Annotated in this window: 12 protein-coding genes and 1 pseudogene; 7 read left to right on the top strand and 6 right to left on the bottom strand. The window is 63.4% G+C overall.

Translation table 11 applies throughout. The features are described from left to right. Window positions 1-86: pseudogene (locus tag B0T39_RS25190) on the bottom strand (IS5/IS1182 family transposase); the annotation flags it as partial. Window positions 87-260: 174 nt separating this feature from the next. Then, complete coding sequence (locus B0T39_RS17220; protein WP_081548733.1) at window positions 261-848, bottom strand: TetR/AcrR family transcriptional regulator; 588 nt, start codon at window positions 846-848, stop codon at window positions 261-263. 330 nt (window positions 849-1,178) lie between these two features. Between B0T39_RS17220 and B0T39_RS17215 the strand changes: the two genes are divergently transcribed. Continuing rightward, window positions 1,179-3,095, top strand: coding sequence for a sensor domain-containing diguanylate cyclase (locus B0T39_RS17215; protein ID WP_081548731.1), 1,917 nt, complete (start codon window positions 1,179-1,181; stop codon window positions 3,093-3,095). Window positions 3,096-3,136: 41 nt separating this feature from the next. After that, complete coding sequence (locus B0T39_RS17210) at window positions 3,137-3,844, top strand: pseudouridine synthase (protein ID WP_081548729.1); 708 nt, start codon at window positions 3,137-3,139, stop codon at window positions 3,842-3,844. 582 nt (window positions 3,845-4,426) lie between these two features. Here B0T39_RS17210 and B0T39_RS17205 read toward each other — a convergent pair. Continuing rightward, window positions 4,427-5,233, bottom strand: a complete 807-nt coding sequence (locus B0T39_RS17205) for a M949_RS01915 family surface polysaccharide biosynthesis protein (RefSeq protein WP_141111276.1) — start codon at window positions 5,231-5,233, stop codon at window positions 4,427-4,429. 199 nt (window positions 5,234-5,432) lie between these two features. On the opposite strand from B0T39_RS17205, the gene B0T39_RS17200 reads away from it, so the two are divergent. After that, complete coding sequence (locus tag B0T39_RS17200) at window positions 5,433-6,437, top strand: extracellular catalytic domain type 2 short-chain-length polyhydroxyalkanoate depolymerase (protein WP_081548727.1); 1,005 nt, start codon at window positions 5,433-5,435, stop codon at window positions 6,435-6,437. 18 nt (window positions 6,438-6,455) lie between these two features. Here B0T39_RS17200 and B0T39_RS17195 read toward each other — a convergent pair whose 3' ends face one another. Continuing rightward, the gene (locus B0T39_RS17195) at window positions 6,456-7,337 is read right to left on the bottom strand and encodes a LysR family transcriptional regulator (RefSeq protein WP_081548725.1); all 882 of its coding nucleotides are present in this window, start codon (window positions 7,335-7,337) and stop codon (window positions 6,456-6,458) included. A 116-nt stretch (window positions 7,338-7,453) separates the two neighbouring features. Between B0T39_RS17195 and B0T39_RS17190 the strand changes: the two genes are divergently transcribed. After that, window positions 7,454-8,653: an MFS transporter gene (locus B0T39_RS17190; RefSeq protein ID WP_254894585.1), complete on the top strand. Its 1,200-nt coding sequence runs from the start codon at window positions 7,454-7,456 to the stop codon at window positions 8,651-8,653. Here the strand turns inward: B0T39_RS17190 and B0T39_RS17185 are convergent. Beyond that, on the bottom strand, window positions 8,608-9,387 hold the full coding sequence (locus tag B0T39_RS17185) for an EAL domain-containing protein (RefSeq protein WP_081548723.1): 780 nt from the start codon (window positions 9,385-9,387) through the stop codon (window positions 8,608-8,610). The genes B0T39_RS17190 and B0T39_RS17185 overlap by 46 nt on opposite strands. A gap of 67 nt (window positions 9,388-9,454) precedes the next feature. After that, complete coding sequence (locus tag B0T39_RS17180) at window positions 9,455-9,709, bottom strand: DMT family transporter (protein ID WP_176219587.1); 255 nt, start codon at window positions 9,707-9,709, stop codon at window positions 9,455-9,457. A 521-nt stretch (window positions 9,710-10,230) separates the two neighbouring features. Between B0T39_RS17180 and B0T39_RS17175 the strand changes: the two genes are divergently transcribed. From B0T39_RS17175 to B0T39_RS17165, 3 genes are all read left to right on the top strand, one after another. Then, window positions 10,231-10,866 carry an acyl-homoserine-lactone synthase gene (locus B0T39_RS17175; RefSeq protein WP_162787973.1) on the top strand — a complete coding sequence of 212 codons (636 nt, stop codon included), beginning with the start codon at window positions 10,231-10,233 and terminating at the stop codon, window positions 10,864-10,866. A 63-nt stretch (window positions 10,867-10,929) separates the two neighbouring features. After that, window positions 10,930-12,261 (top strand): 3-dehydroquinate synthase II, encoded by a 1,332-nt coding sequence (locus tag B0T39_RS17170; protein WP_217806269.1) that lies wholly within the window; start codon window positions 10,930-10,932, stop codon window positions 12,259-12,261. Between the two features lie 63 nt (window positions 12,262-12,324). Then, window positions 12,325-13,416: an SDR family oxidoreductase gene (locus tag B0T39_RS17165; RefSeq protein WP_081548717.1), complete on the top strand. Its 1,092-nt coding sequence runs from the start codon at window positions 12,325-12,327 to the stop codon at window positions 13,414-13,416. The last annotated feature ends 8 nt before the right edge of the window (window positions 13,417-13,424 follow it).

The raw sequence follows: 13,424 nt of genomic DNA, 5'->3' as shown, positions 1-13,424 counted from the left end.
GTTTTCTTGCGTACGCTTTCCAATAGCGGTCTGATCTGTTCGAACTGTTCACGACTTACGTCGCTTGGATAATGGCTTCTTCGCATGCGGCAATTATCTCAGGACGAAAAGATCGTGAACAGGCTCTAAGAACCTGTCCAAAGCCTGCTGCGCTTCGTGGAGCGTTGCACGTTGAGTACAAGCTCAAAATGCTCATGTACCACTCGTACATTCTGCTTTCTCAGCCGTTTTCGCCTTGTCTCGCCCCTGCTCGCGAGACTCTAAGCCCTAGCTTGCAAGGCCAACGCCGCCGCCGCGCTTTTCAGCAGCCGGTCGGACAGCGTTTCGTCCGAGATGGCGCGAGACAGCAGCAAGGCGCCCACCATCAGAGCCAGGCAGGCTTCTGGCGCCAGCGCCGGGCGCGCTCCGGCCGCCGTGTCGCATTGTTGCGCTTGGCGCAAGGTGTGCAGCAAGGCCTGCAAGCCCTCGGAAAACGCCTGGCGGGTGGCTTTGTCGTGACGAGCCAACTCCCCGGCCAGCGCGGCGGCGGCGCAGCCGGAGTCCGGGAAATCCCTGTGCGCCGCGCTCAAATAATCCTTGGCCAGCCGTTTCAGCCCGGCGCCGCTGGGCGCCTGTTCCAGTTGGACCTGCCAAATCTCGTTCATGTCCAGCAAGGCCTGGCGACAGGATTGCGCCACCAGGTCGTCCTTGCTGTGGAAGTGGGCGTAAAAGCCGCCATGGGTCAGCCCCAGATCCGCCATCAGGTTGGCGATGCCGACATTGGCCACGCCTTCGGCGCGAAAGCGCAGCGAGGCCATGGTCATGATCCGTTGACGGGTTTCGGTCTTGTGAGTTGAGCTGTAGCGCATTGTTGACCTTCCTGTTCGACTACGAGGTGGCGCAACGCAATGACGAAGCGGTGATTCCGTTTTAGATGATAAGTATCATTTCTTCAATCGCGATGTGAATCAGCAAGATAGCGAGCCGGCTGCCTAGAGCACGAAATTCGCAAACCGATAAATGACGGCGGAATCGCGCATGAATATCTATATTGACTAAAAAGCGGCGTTTCCCGCCCCGCGCCCCATTTTGGGGACGGCCTGGAACACCGGCCGCGCTCAAGTCCGGCTCGCGGGCGGGAGAAAGCGTCCTGAGTCCGCCAGCCGCCGCGGCTGTGCGCAGAGAGGGTGGAGACAGGCATGCAGCGATGTAGGGATTCCGCCGCGGGTTTCCTGGCGGCCGCGTGGCGTCAGTTGGGCGTCGCCGCAGCCTATTGGGGCTTGGCGCGGCTATTGATGGCCGGCTTCATGAATGCGGAAACCTGGCTGACGCCGGCCTGGTTTCCGGCCGGCTTGGCCATGGCGGTCGCCTTGCGCGGCGGCCAGCGCTATGGCGTGGGATTGGCTGTGGGCTCCTTGCTGTTCAGCCTATCGTCGCGCCAGTTGCCGCTGGCGGACGCCTTGTTGATCGCCGGCGCCAACACGGTGGGCAGCTTACTGGGCGCCTTGCTGGTACGCTACCGCTGTGGCCGGCGTTTGCCCTTGCACAGTCTGTCCTACGTGTTGGCCTTCATCGCCGGCGCGGCGCTGGCCGCCGCCATCGCCGCCATGGGCGGCACGGCGGCCTTGCTGCATGGCCAGCTACTGCCTCTCTTGCCGCTGGGGCGTCACTTTATCGCTTGGTGGTTGGCGGACCTGGCCGGTATTTTCAGTCTGGCGCCTTGTCTGTTGTTGTTGAGGCGCACGGGGGCTGGAGAAGGCCAGGGCGGCCTCAACTCGCTGGATGGCCTGATCGCTTGGCTGACCTTGCTGGCCGCCGGATTGGCCATGTTGGGCATAGACGACAGCACCGGGCGCTACGCCGCTCTGCCCTATTGTTTCAGCCTGCCCTTGCTATGGTTCGCGTTTCGTCAGCGCTTGCGGCTGGCGCATGGCTTGTCGCTGGGCATTTTGCTGTTGGCCTTGGCTGGCGGAGTGCTTGGCCGCGGCGCTTTCGGTCACGGCGAGCAGGCTTTGCTGACTCTCAGCATGCTGATGCTGATCCAGACCTCCACCTTGCTGGTATTTGGAGCGTTGGCGGTGGATCTGCGCCGCACCGAGGCCAGGCTGCGAGGCGTCAACCGCCAGTTGGAGGGCAAGGTCCGCGCTCGGACCCGGGCTTTGGCGGACAGCGAGGCGCGTTTGCGGCTGATGGCGGACGCCGCGCCGTTTCCGTTGGCGATGAACCGTTTGCAGGGAGGCGTACTGATCTACGCCAATGCCCGCGCCGAGGAGTTGTTCCGCGAGCGCCTTGCGCCAGGAAGGCCGCTGAGGGTGCAGGACTTCTACGTGGACCCGGCCGAGCGCGAGCGCGTGTCCTCGCTGCTGCGCGTAGGCGGCTGCGTGCGCGACCGAGAAGTGCGGTTGCGCGCCGCGGACGGCCGAGAGTTCTGGGCGCTGATTTCCTGTTCCGTGGTTCGCGCCGACGATGGCTGGTTTGTGATCAACGGCATCAACGACATTAGCGAGCGCAAACGGCTGGAGCAGGATTTGCTGCAGGCCAATCAGGCGCTGCGCCAGAATCTGAGCGAAATCGAACTGCTGCAACAAGGTTTGCGCGAACAGACGCTGCGCGATCCGCTGACAGGCCTGTTCAACCGCCGCCATCTGGACGACATTTTGCCGCGCATCCTCAGTCATATGCTGGCGGTGCATCGGGACGTGGCGGTGTTGATGGTCGATGCTGATCATTTCAAGCATATCAACGATCAGTATGGCCATCAGTGCGGGGACGCGGTGTTGACGGCGCTGGCGGCGCAGCTGAGCGACGCTTTTCGCAGCGGCGACATTGTCTGCCGCTACGGCGGCGAAGAATTTTTCATCTTGCTGCCCGGCGCGTCGCTGGACGACGCCCACGCCAAGGCGCAGCAGCTGTGCCGCGATGTGCGCGCCTTGCCCATCGTAGCCGGCGGCCACAACATCCGCGTCACCTTGTCGGTGGGGCTGGCCCTGTGTCCATTGCACGGCACGGACGCTGGCAGCGTGGTGTCAGCCGCCGACGCCGCCTTGTATCGCGCCAAGAAAGAGGGGCGCGACCGGGTTTGCGTGGCGGATCCGGCGCAACCGCTGGTGTCCTGACGGCGGAGGGAGCGTCAGGGGCGGTGTGCTACCATCCGGTGATGGAACTTTACCGACTACTGCAACAACAAGGCTTTGGCGGCCGTAAGGAATGCAAGCAGCTGATTGAGTACGGCTTGGTCGAACTCAACGGCGAGATCGTCGTCAACTACCGCCAGCAGGTGGAATTGGCCGACATCCGGCAACTGGTGGTGGACGACAAACCCTGGGACGTGGTTAGCGGCCCGCTCTACCTGTTGTTTCACAAACCGCCCAATTACGAAACCTCGCACAAGCCGCAGCACAATCCCGGCATCTACCGGCTGCTGCCGTATCAGTTCGGCAATCTGGGCATCACCGCGGTGGGCCGGCTGGACGTGGACACCACCGGCCTGATCTTGCTGACCAACGACGGCCAGTTCGTGCACGCGCTCAGCTCGCCGAAGAAGCAGGTGCCCAAGTGCTACCAGGTCACGTTGAAGCACGCGGCCAGCGAGGAATTCATCGCCAAGCTGCAAAGCGGGGTCTACCTGAACGATGAAGGCGAGGAGTTCGCGGCCGACAGCATCGAACAGTTGGACAGCCACGTGATCCTGCTGACCATCACCCAGGGCAAGTACCACCAGGTCAAACGTATGGTGGCGGCGGCCAGCAACCGGGTGGAACAACTGCATCGCATCAGCTTGGGCAGCGTTGAGTTGGGTGAACTGCCGCAGGGCGAATGGCGGCATCTGAGTGTGGAGGAGCTGGTAAGCCTGGGCTGGACGTAAATCATTCATCATCCAGCGCGGTGACAAGCATCGCCGCATGCCGAACAGGCCGCCTTCAAAGGCGGCCTTTTTTGTCGCGCGGCGTGGATTCGCGCGCGAGCATCGCCGCTCATCAAGTTGTTTGCGGAATCGAGTGTATTGAAGAACCCCGAGGCGCGCCCGCCCTCGGGGTTTTTTGCGTCTGGCAAGCGGCGCTTGCGGGGCATGTCTCCTGATTTAGCCATGATTTCAGATGGGGTAGTAAATAGGCTTTACTATCGATGCAGTTTCATTGATTGCCATTAATGTAATTTTTTTAACTAATAACATTTATTATTTACTTTAAAAAATTACATTTCTCTATAGTGGGAAGGTCAAGGTGGTGATGCCGAAGGGGGGCAAGTGAAAACAGGCCCGCCGCCGTGCTGGCTGCGAGCCTGTCAGGAAGGGCGCCGCGCCGCGGGTGGGAAAAATCGGAAGCTATGAAAACCCTTAGGATAGGCGCGGGTGGTGGCTTCGATTTTGTTGCAAACTAGAATTGTTGCTGTGCGTATCTAATGGCAGGCGGGATGAGAGCCCGCCTCGCGCTTATTCCTGCTGCTGTTATTTGAGCCAGCTTTCTTCCTGTTGGCGCATGAGAGTGAACCATTGTTGGCGCATGTGACGGGCAAAGGACGGCGGCGCCGCGGTGAAGTCGTTCTCGTCGGTGTAACAGCCGGGCAGGTAGGGCGGTTCGAAGTCTTTCTCCCAACCTTTGGCTTGCAGTGCCCGTTGGCCCTGCGGGCTGCAGTCGTCGGGCAGCGGCAGGCCGGTCAGGTGGCCGCTGTCCGGGTCCAGCCAGCGCACACCCTGGCGGTCCAGGCCGCGTAGTCCGTACTTGGTTTTGCCTACGTGAAGGATCAGCTTGTAGTCGTTGGGGCTGACGTCGCTGGCGCAGGCGCTGCGATAGCCGACAACGGATTCCAGCGCGCCGTCGCGGTTGATATCCGGAAAGCCGATGGCGCCTAGATCGAAGGCCGCGCTGGCGTCGAACTCGCAACGCGTTACGCCGTCGTTGAGCATCCACTGCCTGCGCGGTCTATCTTGGCCCAGCGTGTATTGCGCGGCGTAGAGCGCCGCGCTTTGGGTGCCGTCGGCGCTTCGGGCTTCCTGTTGTTCCGCCAGCACCAACAGGTGTTCGCCGGCGCTGTCTGTCCAGCCGTAGGCGGCGATTAGCTTGCCGCGCAGTTCGACGCCGGCCGGCAAGGCGTTCAAGCGGCGTATCTGCCCGACGGCGGACGGCGAGCTGGCCGTGTCCTGACGCGTGGCGGGCGGCGGTGGCTCGGGTTTGCAGGCTATGAGCGTTAGCGTCAGGCCGATCAGCAGCGAGGCGCGCAGGCCGGCGATGGGGGGCGCAGGGAGCGGGGGCATGCCGTTCTTCTTGTCATTGATGAAACTGGGATAGTACGGAATAGCGGCGGCGCGGAACAGCGCCGGTGGCCGCAAGAGGGCTTGGTACAAGAAAAAGACTGACCGATTTGCCGAATGCACATGACATGATAGTGATTTTTGCCAGAGGGCAAGGCCATAATCCAGGCGGGAGCGCGGGCTTCGCGCGAAAGGAGGGCTTATGTTGAAACTGGGCTGGTGGTGGGGAGGGGCGCTGGCGTTGACGTTGGCGCAGATGGTCGCGGCGGCGGAGCCGCTGTCGGCGTATCGCGGCGACGCTCGGCAGTCGTCGGTGTCCGGCCTGTCGTCCGGGGCTTTCATGGCGGTGCAGTACCAAGTGGCGTTTTCCGCCTCGGTGCGCGGCGTCGGCGTGGTGGCGGGCGGGCCCTATTATTGTTCCAAGGGCATGCTGGCGGGCGCGCCGGCATGCATGAGCGGACCACCGCCGGCGGTGGGAGGCCTGGTATTGGCGACTCAGCAGTTCGCGCTGAGCGGGCAGATCGATCCCTTGTCCAATTTGGCCAAGCGTCGCGTCTATCTGTTCAGCGGGAGCCAGGACAACACTGTGAAGACGGCGGTGGTGGACAGCGCAGAGAGCTATTTCCGCAAGCTGGGGGTGCCGGCGGCTCGCATTGAATATCTGCGCGGCCTGCCGGCCGGGCATGCCCAGATTACGCCGACTTACGGCAATGACTGCGGCGAAACCAAGTCGCCCTACGTCAACCATTGCGACTGGAAGGGCGAAGGCTACGATCAGGCCGGGGCGATCCTGAAGCAGATTTACGGCCCCTTGCAGCCGCGCGCTGGCCAATTGAGCAGCCAGGTGGCGGTTTTCGACCAGAAGCCGTACGCGCCGCCAGGCAGTAGCTTGGCGGACGAGGGCTATGTCTATGTGCCGCGCGTCTGCGCCGAGGGCGAGACCTGCAAGGTACATGTGGCGCTGCACGGCTGCCGCCAGTACGCGGGCGCCGTTGGCGACGCCTACTACGCTCATGCCGGCTACAACGAGTGGGCGGACAACAACCGCATCATCGTGCTCTACCCCCAAACCACGGCGATGCCGCCGGGCAACCCGAACGGCTGCTGGGACTGGTTCGGCTACACAGGCGTGAATTTCGCCTGGAAGAGCGGGGTGCAGATGCGGGCGATCAAGGCGATGGCAGACCGGCTGGTGTCGGCGCCTTGAGCCAGAGTCCGGCGGGGTTCAGCCCCCAGGGAAGCCGCGCTCAGCAAAGAAGTCGATGAAGGCGCGCAGCCGCGGCGGCAAATAGGGCGCGCTGGGCCATAGCAGGTAGAGGGTGCCGCTGCGTTCCGCCCAGGCTTCCGGCAGTGCTTGCAACCGTCCTTCCGCCAGTTGGCGGCGCACGGTGAAGTCCGGCAAGCAGGCGATGCCGGCGCCTTGTTCCGCCAACTGGATCAGCGCGTCGCCTGTGTTGCCGCAGGCGTTGACCGGCAGCGTCTGGGCGTCGACGCCGGTCAGCGGCCACGGCGCCAGCTTGCCGCTGCGCGGGTAGCGATAATGCAGGCAGCGGTGTCGCGCCAGATCTGTCGGCGACGCCGGCTCTCCGCAGCGGGCGAAGTAGGCCGGCGCGGCCACCAGCCGCATGCGGTAAGCGCCCAGTCGCCGAGCGCTCAAGCGCGAATCGCCGGGCTCGCCGCCGCGGATCACCACGTCGAAGCCTTCGCCTATCACGTCCACCAGGCGGTCGCTGTAGTCCAGGTCCAGCTCAATCTCCGGGTAGCTTTGCATGAAGCCCGCCAGATGCGGGGCCAGCACCCCGCATTCGTGCGGCAGACCTACTTTCAGCCGGCCGCGGGGCGCGGCCTGACCCTGTTGCAGCTCGCGTTCGGCGGCTTCCACTTCATCCAGAATGCGCAGGCATCGTTGCAAGTATTGTTCCCCGGCAGTGGTCAGGGTCAGCCGCCGCGTGCTGCGCTGAACCAGGCGCACACCCAGTCGTGCCTCCAGCCGCGCCAGCCCCTTGCCGGCGGCTGAGGCGGAAATGCCTAATTGCCGTCCGGCGGCCACCAGGCTGCCTTGCTGGGCGATGTGGGCGAACAGCTCGATGCCGCTCATTTTCTCCATACAGCCTCGCTATTGCAGAAATTTTTTCCGTTAAATGTGGAATTAAAGACAATTTTTCCGTTTCGCCAAGAAATCTAGCATAAGCGTTCATTCAATTGCGATACGGGAGAAGAGGGATGGCGGGCAAAAACGGCGAGGTGGCGATGCCGGCAACGGTGTATCTGCTGGGTTTATGCATTTTCGCGATGGCGACGTCGGAGTTCATGGTGGCGGGGATGATGCCGTCGCTGGCGGCGGCATTGGGCGTCGGCTTGCCGGCGGTGGGCAATCTGGTGTCGGCCTTCGCCGCCAGCGTAGTCTTGGGCGGTCCGGTGCTGACTTGGCTGCTGCGTTCGGCGCGGCGCAAGCACAGCTTGATCGGTCTGTTGCTCTTGTTCCTGGCCGGGCAGGCTTTGGGCGCGCTGGCCGGCGATTACCGGCAGATGCTGTGGTCGCGGCTGATCTGCGGCGTGGCGCAATCGGCTTTCTTCGGCGTGGCCCTGGCCTTGGCGGCGGAGTTGGTGGGCGAACATCGGGTGGCGCGCGCCGCCGCGCTGGTGCTCAACGGCTTGATGCTGGCTTCCGTGGCTGGCTTGCCGCTGGCGGCCTGGGTAGATCAGCACTGGGGCTGGCGCTTGAGCTTTTGGCTCGTGGCGATGATGGTGGCGCTGGCCGCGGCAGGCATCGCCGCGCTGACGCCGTCTGGCGACGCGCCGCGCGCTTTGAGTCTGGGCGAAGAAGGCCGACGGCTGGCGCGCCCCAGCCTATGGGCGGCTTATCTGAGCAGCGGTCTGATCATAGGCGCGGTATTCGCCGCCTTCACCTATCTGGCGCCCTTGTTCACTCGGGTCAGCGGCTTCGCCGCTTCGACGCTGCCCTGGCTGTTTGTCGGTTACGGGCTGGCGACGGTGCTAGGCAATCTGTGCAGCGGCCGCCTGGCGGACAGTCACACCCGCGTTGTGCTGCGGGGCGGCCTGCTGGTGTTGCTTGCTGCCCTGGTGGCATTGGCGTCGCTGGCGCAATGGCAGGCGGCGGCGACGGCGTGCGTGCTGCTATTGGGCCTGGCCGGCCTGCCGATGAATCCGGCTATGGTGGTGCGGGTGGTGCGCGCTGGCGGCAGCGGGCCGATGGTGAACAGCCTGCACATGTCGGTGGTCAATCTGGGCCTGATGCTGGGGTCCTGGGGTGGTGGCGCCTTGCTGGACGCCGGCTTGAGCCTGCGCGCGCCGGTATGGCTGGGCGCGGCTTTGGCCGCGCTGGCCTTGCTCAGCCTGGGGCTGGACCGCGTCGGTCATAGCTGGCAGGTCACCGGCAGCTCGGCCGGTTTGCCCAGGTAGAAGCCCTGGTAGAGCTCTACGCCCAGTTCCTGCATAGCCAGATGTTGTTCCCGGTTCTCAATGCCTTCCACCGCCATGCGACAGCCAATCTGCCAGCCCAGCTCCAGCAGCACCGGCAACCGGTGATGTTCGCCGGACATATAGTCCAGCAGCAGGCTGCGGTCGATTTTGATCAGGTCCGGGCACAGCGACTTGACCTTGCCGTATCGCGCGGCCACCGCGCCAAAGTCGTCCACCGACAGGCCGAAGCCTGCCTCGGCGGTCAGGCGCAGGCTGTTGATCAACGGTTGGCCGTGGTGTTCCACCTCGTATTCCGGCAGCTCGAAAATCACGCCGGCGCTGTCCAGTTCCAGCGAGTCCAGCAGGCCTTGCAGCAGGGGAAGGTGGCTGCGGCCGTGATTGTCCACTACTGCGGTCTGGGCCAGCAGGTTCAGGCTCAGGCAGCCGGACTGGCCGCTTTGCGCGAAGTTGCGGATGTGGATCAGCCGCGCCAGTTGGTCGGCTTCCAGCGCCAGTTCCGGCGGCAGACCGGACAGAAAGGCGTCGGGAGGCGGAGTCTGGCCGTCTTGCGTTCGCACGCGCAGCAGCGCTTCATAGCCGAACACACCGCCGCTGCGGTAGAACAGCGGCTGAAACACGCTGCTGAATTGATAGCCGCCCAGCCGCGCGCAATAGCGGCCGTCCGCGTCGCGGTACAGCTGGCGCTCGGGATGAGGGTCTTGGGGTGGAACCATGGTTTTTTAGCCGCGCGGGGTGGACTTTCAGCATAGCAAGCATTGCGCGACGATTCTCGGCGTCGGTTCAGGCGCGCGCGCTGGTGCGCGGACGTCTGGCCAGCCACAACCCGGCCAGAAGCAGCGCAGCGCCCAGCAACTGGGTCAGTGCCGGGCGCTCAAGGCCGGTCAGGCGGTCCAGCAAGATGCCGGTCAGCATTTGACCGGTTATCACCAGCAAGGTGGTTTTCATCATGCCTAGCCGCGTCAGCACGTGGCTGTTGACGGCGACGAACAGCGAGCTAAGAACCTGTTCAAAGTCTCGCGAGGAAGAGAGAGGCATGGCGAAAACGAGCAAAAAAGTGGAATGGTCAAGTGGGTAGATGAGCATTCTGGGGTTGTACTCACCGTGCAACGCTTCACGAAGCGCAGCAGACTTTGAACAGATTTTGAGACTATCTGGCTGTGACACTGTCCTATGGGTCAGTTATCGCCGTTGCCGGCCACGCTTTCTGATTTGGGCCACCAAAGCTGCCTCCTAGTGGTTTCCACCGCCGTTCCCTCGTTTCCCCGCCGTAAAATCGGCGTCAAAAGCCCGCCACGGTGGTCTTTTGTCTTTTCTGCGCCGTCACCGGCGCTAAACGCCGCTGCGCTGTTCGCTCCTGACCCACCTAACAGTTCTGCTAGCTTACGCCCGCTCCTGCCACTCCCTACGATGCAAGCCAGGTCGGACAGCCCGGTTTGTTGTTCGATTCGACCCGCAAGTTCATGAAAGAAAACATGAATTTTTTATGAGCCAAGGTCGGTGTCCACGGGGTGAAGTCCGGTGCGGCCTGTCCTGCGATGTGGAAGGCGATGTGTCGAATGAATGGTTCCGCTTTGAATGTGCAGATTGTCCGGCGTGAGCTGCTGCCGGTTGCCGACCTTGAAAACATGTTGCGGCTGCGCGCCCGGTTTTTTTACGACCGCATGGGTTGGGATGTGCGGGTGGAAAACGGTATGGAGCGGGATGGCTATGACGAGCTCGATCCGCATTATCTACTGATGAAAAGTCGCGACGGCGGTGTGCAGGGCTGTATGCGGCTACTGCCGACACTGGGGCCGAACATGCTGCGTGACGTGTTTTCGTCGCTGCTGGCCGGCCGGTCGATTCCCGCCGACGCCCACGTCTGGGAAATCTCTCGTTTCGCGTTGAACCTGGATGGCTACTGTCGTTACCACGCGCAGCGGCTGGAGCATATCCGCTCCGCGCTGCACCAGTTGGTCGGTTTCGCCCGGGAACGCGAGATCCATCGCTATGTGATGGTCACCACCCCGACGGTGCAGCGTTTGCTCGCCCAGCTCGACATCCGGGCGCAGGCCCTGTCGGCGCCGACCCGCTTCGGCGTGGATGAGGCGCTGGTGTTGTCGGTGCCATTGACCGCGGCCAACCGCCGCGCGGTGGCTCCGCCCGTGTTTTCGATGCCGCTGGCGCCGCCCATTGTCATCCGGGCCTGGTAGTGAATTGGGCCTTGTTTGTCTCTTTTTATCGCAACCGCTGTTGCTAAACCACCTGGAACCACCATGGAACAAACCCTGAGTAAACGTCCGTCCGCGAGCGTGGAAAAAACCGCAGTGGCCGACAAGGCCGTGGTCAACGACAAGCAGGCGGATCAACGCCATCCCACGACTCCGCGCGAGCCGGTGCCGCCGAGCAACGCCGCGCTGTCCCCATTTACCACCGAGATGCGTAGCAACGACGGCAATGTGCTGTGGTACGACACCAAGGTGTTGGCGGCGCTGGGCGAAGAGGGGCGCCGTGCCATCATCCAGCGTCTGGGCCAGGGCCTTTACAACGGCATCGTGCTCTACGCCGACAACCTGAAAATGCTGAGCCAGGCGGTGTCGCCGCGCTTGCAGCGCGTGCTGCACATTGAATCAGCCGAGCAGTGGGCCGAGTTGTCGACGCAGATCGCGCCGGCCGCCGGCAAGGAACTGATCCAGGTAACAGTGATTTCCAGCAGCCAGCCCTCGTTGCTGGTCGCCGCCCGAGCCGCCGGTTTCCGCACGAGCTGGCGCGCCCACGTCGACAACGCGGCTTCCTTGCACGCCTCTTTTCACGACGGCATGCACTACGACTTCCTGATGGTGTCGTTCAAGGACCCCACCAATATTCCGCTGGAACTGGTGATCGCCGAACTGCACAAGACCAATACCGTGCTGCTCAAGGAAGTGAACCAGGACGTGGACGACGCGGTGATCGCGCTGGGCGTGCTGGAGCTGGGCAGCGACGGCGTACTGGTGGCCTTTACCGACATGGAGCAGTTTGATCGTTTCGCCCACAAGATAGACGCGCAGGCCACGCCGCGCATCGACATCCAGGTAGGCGTGATCGAGCGTATCACCCACCTGGGCCTGGGCTATCGCGCCTGCATCGACACCACCCACATGTTCAACCCGGACGAAGGCATTCTGGTGGGCTCCACTTCGACCGGCGGCATCCTGTGCTGTCCCGAAGTCTTCCACCTGCCCTATATGGAACTGCGTCCATTCCGCATCAACGCGGCCTCGGTGCACAGTTATGTGTTTCAAGCCAATGACCGCACCAGCTATATCAGCGAGCTGCGTGCCGGCAGCACGCTGACCACGGTGAACGCCCGCGGCGAAACCCGCCAGATCTTTGTTGGCCGCACCAAGACCGAAATCCGCCCGCTGCTGCTGATTGAGGCCACCTTCCCGCAAAACCGCAAGGTCAACATCATCATGCAAGACGACTGGCACGTGCGCGTGTTCTCCGACGAAGCCAAGCCGCGAAACGTCACCGAGCTGAAGCCGGGCGATCGTGTGCTGGGCTTCGGCACCGAACCGGGCCGCCACGTGGGCGTGAAAGTGGACGAACACATCATCGAACTCTGATCCGCCGCGGAAGCGCCCCACGCGGGGCGCTTCGACAGCTTATCGTGCAATGAGGAGCATCAAGTGCATCAGATTCTGATTTCCGGCGCCACCGGCTTTGTCGGCGGCGCCCTGGCGGCCAATTTCCTGGCGCGCGGCGCCCGCGTGCTGGCCCTGTCGCGCAACGACCCAGACGGCATGCGCACCCTCAACGCGGTGGTGGCCGCGGCCGAGGGCTGCGGCCTGGACATCCGTGGCGCGCTGGAAAACCATCTGGACGTGCTCAACGTCGATTTTGCCCAGCTGGAAGAAACGCTGGACGGCGCCGCGCTGGTCGGTGTCACCGAGGTGTGGCATGTGGCGGCGGAGATGAGCTACTCCTCCCACAAGCTGTCGCAGTCCTTCGCCACCAATGTCGGCAACAGCACCCGGCTGTACGAGGCGGTGCAGCGTCATGCGTCGGCCTGTCGGCGCTTCTACTATGTGTCCACCGCCTACGTGGCCGGCATGGCCGGTGGCCTGGTCAAGGAAGAGCTGCATGTCCGCAGCCACATGGCTAACACTTATCAGGTGACTAAGTGGAGTGCGGAGCAGGCGCTGCACCTGCTGTACCAGCGCCACGGCCTGCCGGTGACTCTGTTCCGCCCCAGCGTGGTGGTCGGCCACCGCCACACCGGCTGGGCCTTCCGCAACGGCTTCGGCTTCTATATGTTCCTCAACGCCATGGTGGCCATCGCCCAGGCCGGTCACAAGGAGTTGGCGGTGGATCTAGCCGCCGACAGCCGGCCGGACCTGATTTCCATCGACCAACTGGTGGCCGATGCCTGCGCGCTGACGTTGCGTCAGCAGCAGGGTCGCGACTTTGAAGTGTTCCATTGCGCCGGCGGCCGTTCCGAGCGCACGGAGGACATCGTGAGGATGTGGGGCGAGGTGGCCGGTGTGCGTGCCACGCTGGGCGCGCCGACTTCGGCGCTTGACCAGAAGTTCGACCGGGCGGTGGAGCCCAACCGTCCGTTCGCCAACCAGGAATGGCAGTTCGATCGCAGTCGGCTGGATGTCGCCGCCGGCCGTGCGCAAACGCCGGCGCCCTTGTCACTGGACGAGCTGTGCATGCTGTGCGCCTGGTATGCCGATGATGTGGCGGCTGAGCAGGCCGTCGCGGCCGAAGCCAACTGAGGAGCCTG

Origin of the sequence: Chromobacterium haemolyticum (assembly GCF_002081825.1) — a bacterium.
Classification (GTDB): Bacteria; Pseudomonadota; Gammaproteobacteria; order Burkholderiales; family Chromobacteriaceae; genus Chromobacterium; species Chromobacterium fluminis.
This window is presented reverse-complemented; position numbering and strand designations above follow the sequence as displayed.